Here is a 15,271-nt window from a genome sequence, read left to right as displayed (position 1 = left end):
GGGGTCCGGGGCGGTCGGCTGGGCGGATGCTCAGCGCTGACCCTGGTACAGCTTCTTGACGGCCAGGCCGGTGAAGGCGAGGACGCCGACGCAGACCAGGACCAGCAGGGAGGTGAAGACTGCCTCAAGCACGGGGTGCTCCTCGGAGGATTCGGTGCGGGTGGACGGGCCGGTCCCCAAGCCTACTGGCCCGGGGCCCGGCGCACGGTGTGAGGTAGGCCGTAGCGGCCGCCCCCGCCGGTTCAGCCCAGCAGCTGCTGCTGCAGGATCACCGCCTGGTGCAGCGGGACCGCCGCGGCCCCGCCCTTGCGGCTCTGCAGGATCACGGCCTGGATGTCGCCCGACTGGACGCACCCGGCCCGGACCTGCTCGTCGCCGAACGGGACGGATTCCTCCAGGACGGTGACGCCGGTGGGGTCCGGGCCCGCCTGGGCGATGCGGGCCTTGCCCCAGGCGCCGTCCGTCTCGATGCGGTTCACGCCGTTCAGGTTCATGTCGGGACCGCAGCCCGTGAAGGTGTCCGCGAGACCCGAGGCGTGGAAGCGCAGCAGGTAGACGCGGGTGCGGGTGCCGTCGGGGGTGGTCCAGCCGCGGCCGGCGATCTGGCGCAGCCCGTTGTCGGTGAACCCCTGCTTCATCTTCTCCCGCGCGGTGCCCTCGTACTCCGCCAGGAGCGTGTCCACGGTGACGGCCGAGTCCTTCTCCAGCTTCAGTCCGGCGTCCGGGGCGGAGCCGAGGGGGGCGGGCAGGAGGAGCTGGGTGAGGCCGGCGTAGTGGATGCCGTCCTTGTTGTCCGTGGCGAAGGGCAGCGCCGCGCCGGGAGGCAGGGTGGGCTTGGCCAGGGCCGGGTACGTCCAGCGGCCGTCCGCCTCGGTGGACAGCCCGGGGACGTCGGTGCGGTCGGCCTGCGTGATGCCGTACGCGGTCCCCGCGCCGGCGGCGGCGAAGACGAGGACGGCGGCGGTCCAGCGCAGGACGGCGCGCAGCGTCCGCCGGTCCCCGGGCGGGGTGGGGGCCGCCGCCTCGGGGGCCTCGGGGGCCGGAGCGGTGGTGGTGTTCTGCTCGGTCACACGGACTCCCCGGGGGACTTCAGGCGGGACAGCTGGTTCTTGAGGAAGCCCGTGGCCTCCAGCTTGGAGAACCCTTCCTTCTTGGGCCCGTACGCGCGGAGGCTGACCAGCACGTCGCCCTGGACGGCCACGCAGTACATGGAGTCGATCGCCGGCTCCTTCTCCTGCCCCACGGGCAGCAGGGCGCACCTGGCGTCCGGGTACCCGTCCACCTTCGGCGCGTCGCTGTCGCGGCCGGCGAGCTCCAGCAGCTTCTTGCTGACCTCCGAGAACGCCCCCACGGCCTTCGGGTCGGCCTGCATGATGCGGATCTCCACGACCATGCCGCCGCTGGAGGAGGCGTAGCTCCGGCCGGCGAGGCCCTTGAGCCTGAGGTCGGCCAGCATGTCGTCGCGCTTCTTCCGCTCCGAGCTGGACAGTCCCTTGCGGGCCTCCTTGAAGCCCTCGACCGCCTTCTCGCCGGAGACGAAGAAGTCGTTGCCGTCGCCGGCGAGGTCGGGGCCGAGCTTGAACTCGGGAGGGAGCGGGAGCAGCTTGCCGGAGAGGTCGTTCGGGGGCACCGGTGCGGCGTTCCCGGCCTCGGGCAGCTCGCGGCCGGCCGCGGCCCAGTAGGCGGTCGGCGCGGTCCGGTCGGCACCGGCGAGGGCGTAGGACGCCCCGACCCCGCCACCCGCGAGGAGGACGACGGCCACGCCCCCGGCGATGAGCGGGGCCTTCTTGCGGCGGGCCGCCCGGAGTGCGGTCTGCGGCTCGGCCTGGGAGTCGGCCGCGGGCGCGGCCTCGGGCTCGGTCACAGTCGCTCCAGCTGTCGCTTGGCCAGGTCGAGGACATCGCCCTCGGAGATCGCGCGGCCGCGCTTGTCGAAGTAGAAGATGTCCAGGACGATGTCGCCGCGGCGGACGATGGCGCGCCCCTGGCGTACCGGCATGTACCCGGGCTCCGAATGGGCCTCCGAGTCGATCCAGACGTGTCCGAGCTCCGCGGGGACACCGGGGACGGCCACGCCGTCGTTGCCCGCGGACCCCTTGCCGGGCATGTACGAGGCCTGCGACTTCTGGTACTCGTTGGCTCCCGCGAAGTCGCGGTACTGCACGAGCCGGACCTCCACCAGGACGTCGCCCTGGGTCCAGACCCGGGTGGCGAGGCGCCTGAAGCCGTCCTTCACGTCACCGCGCAGGGCGAAGTCCGGCTTCTCGAAGGTGGTCGCGAAGGAGTCGAGGGTGTCGTAGCCGCTCGCCTCGACCTTCGCCCCGGCCGGCGCCTCGATCAGGAGCTCGGTGAGGTCTCCGTCCGTCTTGTGCCAGCGGTTGGCGTTGATCGACTTGGCCGTCGTCGCGTCGTTCGGCGCCAGCGCCTTCGGCGCGTCCAGCTTCTGCTGCGCCAGCGGCGGCAGGGCCGTGGGCGGGCGCTGGTACTGGACGGCGTAGCCGGTGACGGTGCCGGCCAGCGCGCCCAGGACGAGGGCGGCGGCGATCAGCAGCGTCGTACGGCCGCGGCGGCGCGGCGCACAGGTCGTCGGATCGGTTACGTCCGGAATGGCCGGGTCAACCGGCGGAATTTCCGGAGTACCCGATTCCTGGATTTCGTTTTCCAAGACGGGGTCCCCCCACAGGACTGGAGCCGCGGGATCGTTCACCCGCGCACATCCAAGACACCCTGGGACGGGGAGCCGTTGTACGCATCCTTATTACGCTTTTATATAGGCGGCTTTGAGTCAGTCTTCCGGACGCCGCTTTCCGTCCAGTTCGTCCCACCACTCGTCCGATTTCGGATCGCCCGAGGGGTCGTCCCACCAGCGGTCGTCCGGCCCCCGCCGGTTCGCCACCATCGCGGCGACCGGCGGAATGACCATGGCGACGACGCACAGCGCGACCGCCGCTTCGACCGAGAAGAGACGCACGAAGGACCAGGCGGAGACGAAGAGGAACAGGCATCCGCCCATGAGCCAGAAATAGGCGCGCCGGCGCCGCGCGTACATGCCTCCAGCGTAGGGCCGGAGGCGGAAGGCGCGAAGGGCCGCACCCCGTTCCAGTGGCGTCCAACCCCCGGGGGTGCGGCCCTTCGGCCGGTTCAGCTGTCGGTCCGGAATGCTCAGACCGCGATGGCGACGTCCGTCACGCCGCCGGCCTCGGCGACGACGACCGCACGGTCGGCCTGGGCACCCGGGACGAGCGCCCGCAGGGTCCAGGAGCCGGTGCCCGCGTAGAAGCGGAACTGGCCCGTCGCGGAGGTGGGGACCTCGGCGGTGAACTCGCCGGTCGAGTCCAGCAGGCGGACGTAGCCGCTGATGGGCTCGCCGTCCTTGGTCACCTGGCCCTGGATCGCGGTCTCACCGGGCTTCAGCGTCGCGAGGTCGGGCCCGCCGATCTGTGCTCCACACATGTTCTCTGTCCTGTCCTAGAGAGGTTCTGCTGCCACGAGGGCGCGTGGGCGGGCGTCGCGTGCCCGCCCCGCCGCCGGATTACTTGTTGGGGCCGAGCTCGATCGGCACGCCGACCAGCGAGCCGTACTCGGTCCAGGAGCCGTCGTAGTTCTTGACGTTCTCCTGGCCCAGGAGCTCGTGCAGCACGAACCACGTGAGCGCGGAGCGCTCGCCGATGCGGCAGTAGGCGATGGTGTCCTTCGCCAGGTCCACCTGCTCGGCCTCGTAGAGGGCGGTCAGCTCCTCGTCGGACTTGAAGGTGCCGTCGTCGTTGGCGTTCTTCGACCACGGGATGTTGCGGGCGCTCGGCACGTGGCCGGGACGCTGCGACTGCTCCTGCGGCAGGTGCGCCGGGGCGAGCAGCTTGCCGGAGAACTCGTCGGGCGAGCGGACGTCGACCAGGTTCAGGGAGCCGATCGCGGCCACGACGTCGTCGCGGAAGGCGCGGATCGAGGTGTCCTGGGCCTTGGCCTTGTACTCGGTGGCCGGGCGGTTCGGGACGTCCTTGCCGTCGACCAGGTCGCGGGAGTCGAGCTCCCACTTCTTGCGGCCGCCGTCGAGGAGCTTGACGTCCTGGTGGCCGTAGAGCTTGAAGTACCAGTAGGCGTAGGACGCGAACCAGTTGTTGTTGCCGCCGTAGAGGACGACCGTGTCGTCGTTGGAGATGCCCTTGGCGGAGAGGAGCTTCTCGAAGCCCTCCTGGTCCACGAAGTCGCGGCGGACCGGGTCCTGGAGGTCCTGCTTCCAGTCGATCCGGACGGCGTTGGTGATGTGGTTCTTGTCGTACGCGGACGTGTCCTCGTCCACCTCGACGATGACGACGTTGGCGTCGTTCAGGTGGGCTTCGACCCAGTCGGCGTCTACGAGGACGTCGCTGCGGCTCATGGTGTTCTCCTCCGGGGCAGTTGCGGCGGGGCTGTGCTGGGGCTGCTGCGAAGCGGGCTGTGCTGGTGCGTGCCGTTCCGGGTGCGGCTCTCGGGCCCTGCGCGGGGAGGCGTCAGGGGGCAGGAGGCTGGTGCGCGGCGGTGCGGTCACGCGGATGAAGGGCCGTCGGTCCGGCCGGTGGAGCGGAAGGCTCACACCTCACATGGAGCGACAGAGCATGGCGGCGACGCGACACAGGTCTACTGCCCGCCGCTTCGTGAGGTCCGCCTGCTGATGCTTCATAGCCATGGATCGTAGGGACGAACCGGCCGCCCTGTCACCGGCGTGTCATATTCCGAGACAGGATCGTCCGTATTCCGGGACGAGAAAGCCCCGGACGGCCTCCTGACGGCCTTCCGGGGCTGGTCGGGCGGCCCGTCCTTCTGCGGATCGGACCGCTCCGTCTCACGATCCGGCCAGGGACACGTCCGAACCGCTCAGGGCCAGGTGCACGCCGGACTCGTCCGAGGTCAGCGAGGCGAGCTTGAGCCCGGCCGGCAGGCCGTCGTCGATGCGGCGGTCGAAGTCGGTCCGCTTGCGCACCGCGCTCTCGATGCCCGGGATGCCCTCGCCCGGGACGGAGTCCGCGTGGACCCGGACGACCTTGGAACCGCCCGCGTCGACGAGCGCGACGGTGGACACCACGCTGCGGGTCATGGTCTTGCCGAGGAAGTCCAGGGTCGCGGTGACCTTCACCTTGTTCGGCGCCCCGCCGTAGGTGAGCACCACGCCGTTCTGGGAGGCCTTGGTGAGGTCCTCGTACGAGATCAGCGCGCTGCCCTCGGCCCGCTTGGCCGTACCGCCGTTGTAGCCCTCGTTCAGCTTCACCTCGTGGAACGAGGCCTTGAGCTCCGACAGCCGCGTCTTGCGGCCGTCGGCGGTGACGTCGACGCCCCCGAGCTTCAGGTCGACCTGGTCCAGGTCGCGGCTGAGCGCCTGGGTCAGGAAGGGGAAGCCGTGGATCTCCACCTCGGCGCTGCCCGCGAGGCCCTGGCGGGACCGGACCTGCTCGGCCAGCCGGTCCTCGGCATAGCCGACCGCCCAGCGGTCGGCGCCGACGAACAGCCCTCCGAGCACCACGCCGATGATCACCACGACACGTATGAAACGCACGTGCCCCTCCCCCAACTAGTCGGTACGTACGTTCTAGTGGACCATGATCGGCCGTGAGGGCGGTGTCAGCGGCGGGGCGGGCTCCCCCTGCGGCGTCAGCCGACCACCCGGCCCATCAGGTAGACGACGGGGGCCGCGGCGGCCAGCGGCAGCGCGACACCGGCCGTCATGTGGACGAACTTCGACGGGTAGTCGTACGCGGCCACGCGCAGCCCGATCAGGGCGCACACCCCGGCCGCGAGACCCACCAGCGCCCCGCCGGCACCCAGCCCGGTCAGCCCGCCGACCGCGATGCCCGCACCGGCCGCGGCGGCCAGCGAGACGCCGACGGAGGCCGGGGTGGGCAGCGGCAGCGCCCGCGCGAACACCGCGACGGCGACGGCCACGGCACCGGTGGTCACCGGCTCCCAGTCCGCGGCGAGGAAGCCCGTGCAGACGATGGCCAGCGCGGCGGAGGCCACCGAGGCCATCAGCCCGTACATCCGCTCGTCGGGGTCCGCGTGGCTGCGCAGCTGGAGCACCAGCGTCAGCAGCACCCAGGCCCCGAGCGTGCCGATGACCGCGCCGGGGGCGTACGTGCGGTCCAGCGCGAGCACCGCGCCGTCTGCGACGAGGGCCCCGGCGAAGGCCACGACGATGCCCTGACGGGCCGGCCACATGCCGTTGAGGCGGAACCAGCCGGCCGCGGTGAGCCCCTGGAGGGCGATCAGCGGGACGAGCAGCGCCCACTGGCCGATCGCGGCGGCACCGGCCATCAGCAGGCCCAGGGCGGCGGTCAGTATCGCCGACTGCGGACCGGGGTCGATGATCGGCGACCGGCCCTCGGCCCGGGCCTGGGCGGGGTCTACGGCGCGCAGGGTGTTGCCGCCGACGGTCGGCGGCGAGTACTCGGCGGACGGACCGAACGGCCCGGGCACGGCGGCCTGCGGCTGCGGCTGCGGCTGCGGCTGCCGGGCCTGCGGCTCCGACGGGACCGGCGGGAGGTACGCGGTCTGCTCGGCGGCGCCCCCGGAGCCCCCGGCGGGCTCCCGCACGGGCGGCAGGTACGCCGTCTGCTCGGCGGCGGAGGCGTCCGCGGCCCAGGCGTCGGGCGCGGGGGCCTGGGGCTGCACCGGCGGCAGGTACGCGGTCTGCTCCGCGGCCCCCGCGGGCTCCCGCACCGGCGGCAGGTACGCCGTCTCGGCGGCAGCGGAAGCGGCAGCGGCCGGGGCGGAGGGCTGCTGCGCCTCGTCGCGGAACCAGCCGTCCGGCGCGGCGGACTGCGGCTGCACCGGCGGCAGGTACGCGGTCTGCTCCGCCGCCCCCGCGGGCTCCCGCACCGGCGGCAGGTACGCCGTCTCGGCGGCAGCGGAAGCGGCAGCGCCGCCCCCGGTGGCGTCCGGCCACGGCACGGCCGGGGCCTGCGGCTGGTGGGCCTGCGGCTGCGGCGCCTGCGCCGGCTCGTCGCGGAACCAGCTGTCGGGCACGGCGGGCTGCTGCGGCGGCTGCGGCTGGTACTGCGGCTGCGGAGCCTGCTGGGCCGGCACGGGCGGCAGGTACGCCGTCTGCGCGGCCGCGTCGGCGGCCCAGCCGCCTTGCGCGGGAGCCGGCGGCTGCTCGTCGCGGAACCAGCCCTCGGGCGCCGCGGGCTGCTGCTGCGCCGGCACGGGCGGCAGGTACGCCGTCTCGGCGGCGGCCGCGGAGGCCCCACCGCCCCCGGTGCCGTCCGGCCACGGCACGCCGCCCCCGGTCTGCCCCCACTGCCCCTGCGGAGCCGGGGCGGCCGGCTGGCCGGGCACCGAGCCCAGCGGCGGCTGCACCGGCTGGTACCCGGTCTCCCAGGTGTCGGCCTGCCAGGTCTGGGTGGAGTACGGATCCTGCTCGGCGGCCTGCTGCTGGCGCTGCCGCTGCTGTTCTTCGGGAGTGCTCATCGGTATCCGCTCACCCGCCCGCGAACGGCGGGAGCACCTCGACGGTGCCCCCCTCGGTCAGCAGGACGGCATCGTGCGGGCGCTTGCCCACGGGCTCGTCGTTCACGAGGAAGGAGCAGCGCTGCAGGACCCGGGTCAGTTCCCCCGGATGGCGGTCCCGCACGGCGTCGAGCGCCTCGGCCAGTGTGCGCGCCGAGTACGGCTCCTCCGCCGTCTCGGCCGCGGCTTTCGCCGCCGCCCAGTAGCGGATGGTTCCGGTTGCCACTGCAGCTCCTATCGCTCGGCCGACCGGGCGGTCCCGTGGTCGGCTCCGTCGGCTCTCTACCGTCGGCCTCCATGATGACCCCTCCGGCCCGTCACCCCGGCGTGCCTCAGCGCGCCGTCCGTGCGCCCCGAGGCCCCGCAGGACCGGTCGGCGGACCGCTCGATCCGGCGAAACCAGGGCATACGCAGGAGGAAGGCGTGGCGCGAACCACAGAATGCGGTGCACGGCAGCCCTCGGCCCCGAATGGGCCGGTGGGCTATTCTGGCGGCGTAGAGGATCCGGGCAACGTGGCCCCCGGGTCCTTTTGTGCTTTCAGCACGTTGAACGGACCGAGAACAGTGGTATCCATCCGGACCCCAGGGCGCGGGGGCCGGACGGCATGCCAGGCAAGGCGTACGAAGCAGTACAGCGCACGTCCTCGACGGGACCGAGGAGGAACCGACGTGATGGACCAGCGAAGCAAACAGGAGCACGGCCGCCCGAACCGGGCAGGTGGCCGGGCATGAGCTCTCTCCTCCTGTTGACCAATGCCCTTCAGCCGTCGACCGAGGTGCTGCCCGCACTCGGCCTGCTGCTGCACAACGTCCGGGTGGCCCCCGCCGAGGGACCGGCCCTGGTGGACACCCCCGGCGCCGACGTCATCCTCGTCGACGGCCGCCGCGACCTGCCGCAGGTGCGGTCGCTGTGCCAGCTGCTGCGGTCCACCGGACCCGGCTGCCCCCTGATCCTCGTCGTGACGGAGGGCGGCCTCGCCGCCGTCACCGCCGACTGGGGCATCGACGACGTGCTCCTCGACACCGCCGGCCCCGCCGAGGTCGAGGCACGGCTGCGGCTGGCCACCGGCCGCCAGCAGCTCGGCTCGGACGACTCCCCCATGGAGATCCGCAACGGCGACCTGTCGGTCGACGAGGCGACGTACAGCGCGAAGCTGAAGGGCCGGGTCCTCGACCTCACCTTCAAGGAGTTCGAGCTGCTGAAATACCTCGCCCAGCACCCCGGCCGGGTCTTCACCCGCGCCCAGCTCCTCCAGGAGGTCTGGGGCTACGACTACTTCGGCGGCACCCGGACGGTCGACGTCCACGTACGGCGGCTGCGGGCCAAGCTCGGCCCCGAGCACGAGTCCCTGATCGGCACCGTGCGCAACGTCGGCTACCGCTTCGTCACCCCGGAGAAGGTGGAGCGCGCGGCCGCCGAGGCCGCCGCCAAGCAGGCCCCGGGAAAGGCCCCGGCGCAGGCCGCGGACCGCACGAGCGGACCCGTAGCCCGTTCGGAGGAAGCTCCTGTGACCATCCAGTCGGCCAAACACCCTGCCCAGAGGTAGGTCACCCCGCGTAGACTTCCGCGCGTGGCCAAGGTGACGCGGGATGACGTAGCGCGACTTGCGGGTACTTCTACCGCCGTCGTGAGCTACGTCATCAACAACGGACCCCGGCCGGTCGCCCCGGCCACGCGCGAGCGTGTACTCGCCGCGATCAAGGAGCTGGGGTACCGGCCCGACCGCGTGGCCCAGGCCATGGCGTCACGCCGCACCGATCTCATAGGCATGATCGTCCCCGACGCCCGCCAGCCGTTCTTCGCGGAGATGGCGCACGCGGTCGAGCAGGCCGCCGCCGAACGCGGAAAAATGGTCCTGGTCGGCAACTCCGACTACCGGGACGAGCGCGAGGTCCACTACCTGCGCGCCTTCCTCGGGATGCGGGTGTCGGGGCTGATCCTCGTCAGCCAGGGCATGAGCGAGCGGGCCGCCTCGGAGATCGACGCGTGGGACGCGCGGGTGGTGCTGCTGCACGAGCGTCCGGAGGCCATCGACGACGTCGCCGTCGTCACGGACGACATCGGCGGCGCGCAGCTCGCGACCCGGCACCTGCTGGAACACGGGCACGAGTACGTCGCCTGCATCGGCGGCATCGAGAACACCCCGTCGGTCGGCGACCCGGTCGCCGACCACGTCGAGGGCTGGCGCCGGGCCATGCTGGAGGCCGGGCGCTCGGTCGAGGGCCGGCTCATCGAGGCCCCGTACAACCGCTACGACGCGTACCGGGTCGCCCTGGAGGTCCTGGCCCGCCCGGACCGGCCGACGGCGATCTTCTGCGCGACGGACGACCAGGCCATCGGCGTGCTCCGCGCCGCGCGCGAGCTGCGCATCGACGTCCCCGAGCAGCTGGCGGTGGCCGGCTTCGACGACGTCAAGGAGGCCGCCCTGACGGACCCGCCGCTGACGACGATCGCCTCGGACCGCCCGGCGATGGCCCGCGCGGCGGTGGACCTCGTCCTGGACGACGCCCTCCGCGTGGCCGGCTCCCGCCGCGAACGCCTGAAGCAGTTCCCCTCGGCCCTGGTGATCCGCCGCAGCTGCGGCTGCCGGTAGGGGGCGGGGCGCGGGCTCGCTATCTCCCCCTCGACCCCCCGGGGCTGGTCGGCGGCTGCCCACCCGCCCCCTTGTCTGCGGGCCGGGACGTCGGGGAGCGGTAGCCCCTTGGGCCGGATCAGGGCTGGTTGGGGGTTTCCCGTCAGTCCCATCGTCCTTCCGGTTCGTGCCGGCCTGTCAAGGGCGCTCCTTCGTCGCGTCACTTCGTGATCGCCTTCGGCGACCCTTGACAGACCGACCCGCCCCGGAAAGCCGAAAGACTGCCGGGAAACCCCCAAAGAAACGGCACGGTCCAACGTTGGAGGAGCGGGCGTCTCAGCGATGAGGCGAGGGGCCGGGCGTCGGCAGACCGGGCATCCGGGCCCCACATCCACGATTCCGGACCAGGGCGCGACTACCCGCACGAGAGGTTGATCAGGACCTCCCCCGGAGCCCGCAGGCGCGACAGATCGCTACGCGCTCCTCATTTCTCGGCGGCCGGCGACCGCCTGTGGCTGATACACGCACCAGAGGTCGAAAACAGCAGCCGAGGGAGCGGACGGACGCGACAGATCGCTACGCGCTTCTCTGATCTCGGCGTCCACCGACCGTCCGGGGCTGGTCGTCGACGGGTTCGATGTTGGCGGCGGCAGTGGTGAATTCACGGCCGGACGCATTGCGGATGTAGGCGAGCTCCGTCCAGTGCTCGGTGAGGGTGTCGGAGACGTTCTCGTTGATCACAGCCATCAGTTCGCCCTCGACGCCGGAGGCAATGTCGCGGACCCGGCGGCGCAGGAGGCGGTGGGGCACGTATTCGTACTGCTCACTCACCCGGCACCTCTGGAAAGCTATTCAGGAAACGCATCCAGCCGCTGTGGGCCCGGTCCAGCAGATCGGCGCTGGGCTCGATCAGGAAGGGTGTCTTCCCCGAGTGGCCGTCAAGACTGTCAGTACTGGGTGCGTCGTGCGTGCAGCTGTGCTTGATGCGACTGGTCACGGGTTACTCCCTGCCCTCGTCAATGAGTAGTGGAGCGGGACTCTTCGCAGCGCTCCCATTCGGACCCGGCGGCCGCCCAGGTGTGACCACCATGTCGGGTGGCGCCTGGGCTGAACCACTGCCGCGTCCTATAGGACCGCCCTATATTTCCCGCATGGAGCCCGAGTTGGATGTGTGGGTGCACCCCGAATTACGGGCGGCCGCAGCGGCTGAGGACTGGGCTGCCCTGTTGGGGACGTGGCGGAAGCTGACGCGGAGCAGTCAGAGCCGGCTTGGTGCCCTCGTGGGCTTGGCGCAACCCGATGTCTCCGCAATCGAGAACCGTCGGCGCGCGGTGACCTCGGCAGAGGTGCGGCAGCGCATCATCGACGGGCTCGGCGTGCCCCTGGAACTGCTCGGTGCCTGGTACGAGGATCTGCCGCTTCCCTCGCTCGTGCTGCCCGGGGTGGTGTCGGAGACCGACGGCGAGCGTTTGGGTCGGGTGAAAAAGGGTGGGCTGCGGCTGGATGCCGCTGCTGTCGATGCGATGGACGCCTTGCTGGCCGCGCATCGGCGGGCCGAGGACACGGTGGGGTCGCGCACCGTTGCACCGTTGGTTCTGGCGCAGTTCAGGGAGGTGGCGGGGCTGTACGGGCAGGCTCGGGGTGCCCTGGCCGACCGGGTGGTGAGGTTGCTGGCCGAGTACGCCCAGTTCCTGGCCTGGATGGCGCAGGACCAGGACAACGCCCCCGTGGCACTCGGGTGGTTCGACCGTTCCTACGACTGGGCACTGGAGTCCGGCTACGGCGACCTGGCTGCCACCACCCTGAGCATGAAGGCACACCTGGCGTGGTCGGGAGGCAACGGCCGGCGTTGTGTGCGGCTGGGTGAGGCTGCTGCTTCCCTTTCGGGGGCGAGCGAGGCCACCCGGGCCATGGCGGTGCAGATGGCGGGGCGGGGGTACGCGCTGGAGGGTGAGCGCGACGAGGCGTACTCCCGCCTGGACGAGGCGCAGCGGATCATCGCCGGTGCCGTTGACGCGCCTCCGTGGCTCTACTTTTACGGTGAGTCCTGGTTCGCGGCTCAGCGCGGTATGGCCGACCTGCACCTGAAGGACTGGGACGGCGCGGTCGGGAACCTGACCTCGGGCCTGGGCGGCTTCGCCCCGTCCTTCCGCCGGGACCGGGCCTGGTACGGATCCTGCCTCGCCCACGCATACGCGGGCGCCGGGGAGGCCGAGGCCGCTCTGACCGAGGCTCTGGGTGTGATCCACGACGCCTCGGAGGTCGGCCGCCCGCACGCGTGGGCCGAGCTGCACAAGGTGGGCGCCATCCTGCTGCGCAGAGGAGCCCGGGAAGGCCAAACGCTGGTGGGTGTGCTCGCCCAGCTCGGCTGACCCGAATGTTTCGTCAGCGGCCAGCGCGTAGCAGTCTGACGCGCCCGTGCACAGCCCAGGAAGCCGGCAGGCGCGTCGGATCGCTACGCGCTCCTCTGATCTCGGCGGCTGACAGACGTCCGGGGCTGGTCAGGGGCGGGTTCGACGTTGCTGGCGGCGGTGGTGAACTCGCGGCCGGAGGCATTGCGGATGTAGGCCAACTCCACCCAGCGCTCATAGGCAGCGGAATCCGAGACGTTCTCGTTGATCACCGCCATCAGCACTCCCTCGACGCCCGAGGCGATGTCGCGGACCCGGCGGCGGAGGAGGCCGTGCGGCACGTACTCGTAGCAGTCACTCATCGGAGGCCGCCTCGAAGGTGCTGAGGAAGCGCTCCCAGCCGGCCTGAGCGCGGTCGAGCAGGTCGGCGCTGGGCATGATCTCGTCGGGCACGTGCGCTGTCTTGAGCAGCTCGCAGACGCAGCTGTGCGTGATGCGGTCGGTCATGGGGCGACTCCTCCAGAGGTCAGTGGTGTCAGCCATCAGCCTGGACTCACCCCAACCGTGCGGGAATGACCGTTTGTTGCACTTCCGCTGTACTTCTGTCCCCCCTCGCAGGTCTGCGTGGTTCGATGACGGTGAGAAGGGAGCGGCGTGTGGCGACCGTGCACCACTGGACCGGGCTGGAGGCGAAGGCACTCAGGCTCGCGCTGCGGCTGAGCATCCGTGCGTTTGCCGAAAACCTCGGCGTCGGCGCGCGGACCGTCTCCAAGTGGGAGAAGCTCCAGGCGTCGACCGAACCACGCCCGGACACCCAGGCAATCCTCGACACCGCCCTGGCACGCGCGGATGCTGCCGCCCACCTGCGGTTCGAGACGTTCCTGTCCGAGGCCGGAGGCTCCAGGGCAGGCCGGTGGGCGCCTCCCGCCGCTCCCCTGGCCTGGGAGTACGAATCCTGGGCCGATGACCTGGATCGGGTCGTGGGCGCCCTTTCCCAGCAGGATTTCGCGTTCGCCGACTGCCTGCTCAGCCGATGGCTGAGCCGATTCCGGAAATCCGAGCTGGACGAGAAGGGCCTGTACCTGTTCGCCCGCTCGACCGCCTTGCTCGGCGACCTCAAGCGATACCGGGGGACTGCCGTCGGGCTGCTGTCCGCCCAGCACTCCTATGCCGGTGCGCGCACCGTCTTCATGCACCTTGGCATCCCCCGGCGTGTGGCCCAACTCGATCTGTCTCTCGCGGTGGTCATGGAGATGTCCGGCAGACTGGAGACCGCTGCTCGCGCCTATGAGGCCCTCGCTGTCGACAACCGGCTTTCCCTCCGCGACCGTGCGAGGGCCCGACTGTGGGTGGGAACGGCGCTGAGCAAGGACGGGCAGCACGGCTACGCGACGCGTGTCATGACAGCTGCAACTCGTGACTTCGAGGACCTTGCCGAACCCGAGGACTGGTCGGTGGCACACCAGAAACTCGCTCTCGCCCGTCGCGACGCCGGAGACCTGCCCGCCGCACTCCGGTTCCTGGACGTCGCCTGCAGCACGAGCACCGTGCGCTCCCCGATGCAACGGGTCCAGCTCACCACCGCCCAAGCCCACATCCTGCGCACCGATCCCGCTACCCGTGACGAGGGGCTCCGCCTTCTCGACCAAGCCGCGCAGATCGCTGCAGAGTCCGACCTCGGGCATCAGCTACGTAGCATCGAGGCCATCAGACGGACGTGCGAGGGAGCCTTCAAACCCCCACACCACCGACCAGGGAGCAGGTAGTGGCAGACGGACGACCGCAGGAAGTCACCGAGGATCAGCGGCAGGCCGCCCAGCTGATCTGGGACTACCACCACATGCACCACGAACTCCGCCCGTGCGACGCGGCCATTGCTCTGGGCTGCAACGACCTCGGCGTCAGCAGCTACGCCGCAGACCTGTACCGGTCCGGGCTCTTCCCCACCCTTGTGTTCACCGGCGGCAACAGTGCGGCCACCATCAACGTGTTCCCCCGTGGAGAAGCCGTTCACTTCCACGAACACGCCCTCGCGCTCGGCGTACCCGCCCACGCGATGCTGCTGGAGCCGAAGGCCGCCAACACCGGGCAGAACATCGCGTTCGCCCGCGAGGCGCTCACCGCCGCCGGCGTCCGGCCCCGCTCCGTGCTGCTGATCACCATGCCGTACATGGAGCGGAGGGCCTTCGCCACCTGCCGCGAGCAGTGGCCCGACATCGAGGTTCTCTGCGCTTCCGATCCATTGTCCTTCGACACCTATCTCAAAGGCATGGGCGACGAGGAATCCGTGATCAGCATGATCGTCGGCGACCTCCAACGAGTGCTCGAATACCCCAAACAGGGCTTCGCCATCGCTCAGGAGGTACCGGAAGCCGTGCATGTCGCATACGAGTCCCTCATCCGTGACGGCTTCACCAGCTGTCTCCTCAGCAGCTGAGTGGCAGCAGCCCCGGACGCCCGCAGGCCGCCGAAACCAGAGAAGCGCGTAGCGATCTGCTGCGCCCGACCGCGTCCCGCAGCACTCTGATCACCCTCTGGTGCAGGTACCAGCCCCAGACGGTCGCCGGACGCCGAAATACGAGGAGCGCGTAGCGATCTGTCGCGCTTGGGTGCTCCGCAGGGGGCGCTGGTCAACCTCTCGTGCGGGTAGCCGCGCCCCGGCTCCGAATCGCGACTCTTGGGGGCCCGGATGCCCGGGGGCCGGCCCCCGGCTCCTCGCTCATCGCTGACGGACCCGTCCCTTCTCCTCTGGACCGTGCCGTTTCTTTGGGGGGTTCCCGGCAGTCTTTCGGCTTTCCGGGGCGGGTCGGCCTGTCAAGGGTCGCCGAAGGCGATCGCGTAGCGACGCGACCGAAGGGAGCGCCCTTGA

The 15,271-nt window shown here is 71.1% G+C and carries 19 protein-coding genes; 5 read left to right on the top strand and 14 right to left on the bottom strand.

What is annotated here, in order from left to right:
* Positions 1 to 242: 242 nt before the first annotated feature.
* The 10 genes from AC07A6_RS37825 to AC07A6_RS37780 all read right to left on the bottom strand — a co-directional run bounded on the left by AC07A6_RS37825 (position 243) and on the right by AC07A6_RS37780 (position 7,704).
* Complete coding sequence (locus AC07A6_RS37825; RefSeq protein ID WP_478780153.1) at positions 243 to 1,070, bottom strand: hypothetical protein; 828 nt, start codon at positions 1,068 to 1,070, stop codon at positions 243 to 245.
* Complete coding sequence (locus AC07A6_RS37820; RefSeq protein WP_478780152.1) at positions 1,067 to 1,864, bottom strand: flagellar basal body-associated FliL family protein; 798 nt, start codon at positions 1,862 to 1,864, stop codon at positions 1,067 to 1,069. Before AC07A6_RS37820 ends, AC07A6_RS37825 begins: the two co-directional genes overlap by 4 nt.
* Positions 1,861 to 2,664: a hypothetical protein gene (locus tag AC07A6_RS37815; protein WP_478780151.1), complete on the bottom strand. Its 804-nt coding sequence runs from the start codon at positions 2,662 to 2,664 to the stop codon at positions 1,861 to 1,863. Before AC07A6_RS37815 ends, AC07A6_RS37820 begins: the two co-directional genes overlap by 4 nt.
* Before the next feature lie 120 nt (positions 2,665 to 2,784).
* On the bottom strand, positions 2,785 to 3,048 hold the full coding sequence (locus AC07A6_RS37810; RefSeq protein WP_362457812.1) for a DUF3099 domain-containing protein: 264 nt from the start codon (positions 3,046 to 3,048) through the stop codon (positions 2,785 to 2,787).
* 113 nt (positions 3,049 to 3,161) lie between these two features.
* Complete coding sequence (locus AC07A6_RS37805) at positions 3,162 to 3,452, bottom strand: DUF1416 domain-containing protein (RefSeq protein WP_478780150.1); 291 nt, start codon at positions 3,450 to 3,452, stop codon at positions 3,162 to 3,164.
* Positions 3,453 to 3,531: 79 nt separating this feature from the next.
* Positions 3,532 to 4,377 carry a sulfurtransferase gene (locus AC07A6_RS37800; RefSeq protein ID WP_007265475.1) on the bottom strand — a complete coding sequence of 282 codons (846 nt, stop codon included), beginning with the start codon at positions 4,375 to 4,377 and terminating at the stop codon, positions 3,532 to 3,534.
* 198 nt (positions 4,378 to 4,575) lie between these two features.
* Entirely contained in the window at positions 4,576 to 4,659 is an 84-nt protein-coding gene (locus AC07A6_RS37795) for a putative leader peptide (protein WP_350206375.1), read from the bottom strand.
* A 162-nt stretch (positions 4,660 to 4,821) separates the two neighbouring features.
* A complete protein-coding gene (locus tag AC07A6_RS37790; protein ID WP_386273345.1) occupies positions 4,822 to 5,529 on the bottom strand; it encodes an LmeA family phospholipid-binding protein in 708 nt (235 codons plus the stop codon).
* Positions 5,530 to 5,624: 95 nt separating this feature from the next.
* Positions 5,625 to 6,920, bottom strand: coding sequence for a hypothetical protein (locus AC07A6_RS37785; protein ID WP_478780161.1), 1,296 nt, complete (start codon positions 6,918 to 6,920; stop codon positions 5,625 to 5,627).
* A 529-nt stretch (positions 6,921 to 7,449) separates the two neighbouring features.
* Complete coding sequence (locus AC07A6_RS37780) at positions 7,450 to 7,704, bottom strand: MoaD/ThiS family protein (RefSeq protein WP_007265472.1); 255 nt, start codon at positions 7,702 to 7,704, stop codon at positions 7,450 to 7,452.
* 502 nt (positions 7,705 to 8,206) lie between these two features.
* Here AC07A6_RS37780 and AC07A6_RS37775 point away from each other — a divergent pair.
* Both AC07A6_RS37775 and AC07A6_RS37770 read left to right on the top strand, forming a co-directional pair.
* Positions 8,207 to 9,025: a response regulator transcription factor gene (locus tag AC07A6_RS37775; protein ID WP_362457821.1), complete on the top strand. Its 819-nt coding sequence runs from the start codon at positions 8,207 to 8,209 to the stop codon at positions 9,023 to 9,025.
* Between the two features lie 24 nt (positions 9,026 to 9,049).
* Positions 9,050 to 10,072 carry a LacI family DNA-binding transcriptional regulator gene (locus AC07A6_RS37770; protein ID WP_007265470.1) on the top strand — a complete coding sequence of 341 codons (1,023 nt, stop codon included), beginning with the start codon at positions 9,050 to 9,052 and terminating at the stop codon, positions 10,070 to 10,072.
* 555 nt (positions 10,073 to 10,627) lie between these two features.
* On the opposite strand, the gene AC07A6_RS37765 is transcribed toward AC07A6_RS37770, so the two are convergent.
* A complete protein-coding gene (locus tag AC07A6_RS37765; RefSeq protein ID WP_478780149.1) occupies positions 10,628 to 10,882 on the bottom strand; it encodes a hypothetical protein in 255 nt (84 codons plus the stop codon).
* A complete protein-coding gene (locus AC07A6_RS37760) occupies positions 10,875 to 11,048 on the bottom strand; it encodes a hypothetical protein (RefSeq protein WP_478780148.1) in 174 nt (57 codons plus the stop codon). Before AC07A6_RS37760 ends, AC07A6_RS37765 begins: the two co-directional genes overlap by 8 nt.
* 154 nt (positions 11,049 to 11,202) lie before the next feature.
* Here AC07A6_RS37760 and AC07A6_RS37755 point away from each other — a divergent pair, with 154 nt between their 5' ends.
* The gene (locus AC07A6_RS37755) at positions 11,203 to 12,423 is read left to right on the top strand and encodes an XRE family transcriptional regulator (RefSeq protein WP_478780147.1); all 1,221 of its coding nucleotides are present in this window, start codon (positions 11,203 to 11,205) and stop codon (positions 12,421 to 12,423) included.
* Positions 12,424 to 12,506: 83 nt separating this feature from the next.
* Here the strand turns inward: AC07A6_RS37755 and AC07A6_RS37750 are convergent, their stop codons facing one another.
* Positions 12,507 to 12,764, bottom strand: a complete 258-nt coding sequence (locus AC07A6_RS37750; protein ID WP_386273342.1) for a hypothetical protein — start codon at positions 12,762 to 12,764, stop codon at positions 12,507 to 12,509.
* On the bottom strand, positions 12,757 to 12,909 hold the full coding sequence (locus AC07A6_RS37745) for a hypothetical protein (RefSeq protein WP_478780146.1): 153 nt from the start codon (positions 12,907 to 12,909) through the stop codon (positions 12,757 to 12,759). Before AC07A6_RS37745 ends, AC07A6_RS37750 begins: the two co-directional genes overlap by 8 nt.
* 149 nt (positions 12,910 to 13,058) lie before the next feature.
* Here AC07A6_RS37745 and AC07A6_RS37740 point away from each other — a divergent pair, with 149 nt between their 5' ends.
* Positions 13,059 to 14,168 carry a helix-turn-helix domain-containing protein gene (locus AC07A6_RS37740; RefSeq protein ID WP_478780145.1) on the top strand — a complete coding sequence of 370 codons (1,110 nt, stop codon included), beginning with the start codon at positions 13,059 to 13,061 and terminating at the stop codon, positions 14,166 to 14,168.
* Positions 14,168 to 14,839 (top strand): YdcF family protein, encoded by a 672-nt coding sequence (locus AC07A6_RS37735; protein ID WP_478780144.1) that lies wholly within the window; start codon positions 14,168 to 14,170, stop codon positions 14,837 to 14,839. Before AC07A6_RS37740 ends, AC07A6_RS37735 begins: the two co-directional genes overlap by 1 nt.
* Positions 14,840 to 15,271: the final 432 nt, after the last annotated feature.

The organism is Streptomyces sp. NPDC044002, assembly GCF_056434525.1.
This window is presented reverse-complemented; position numbering and strand designations above follow the sequence as displayed.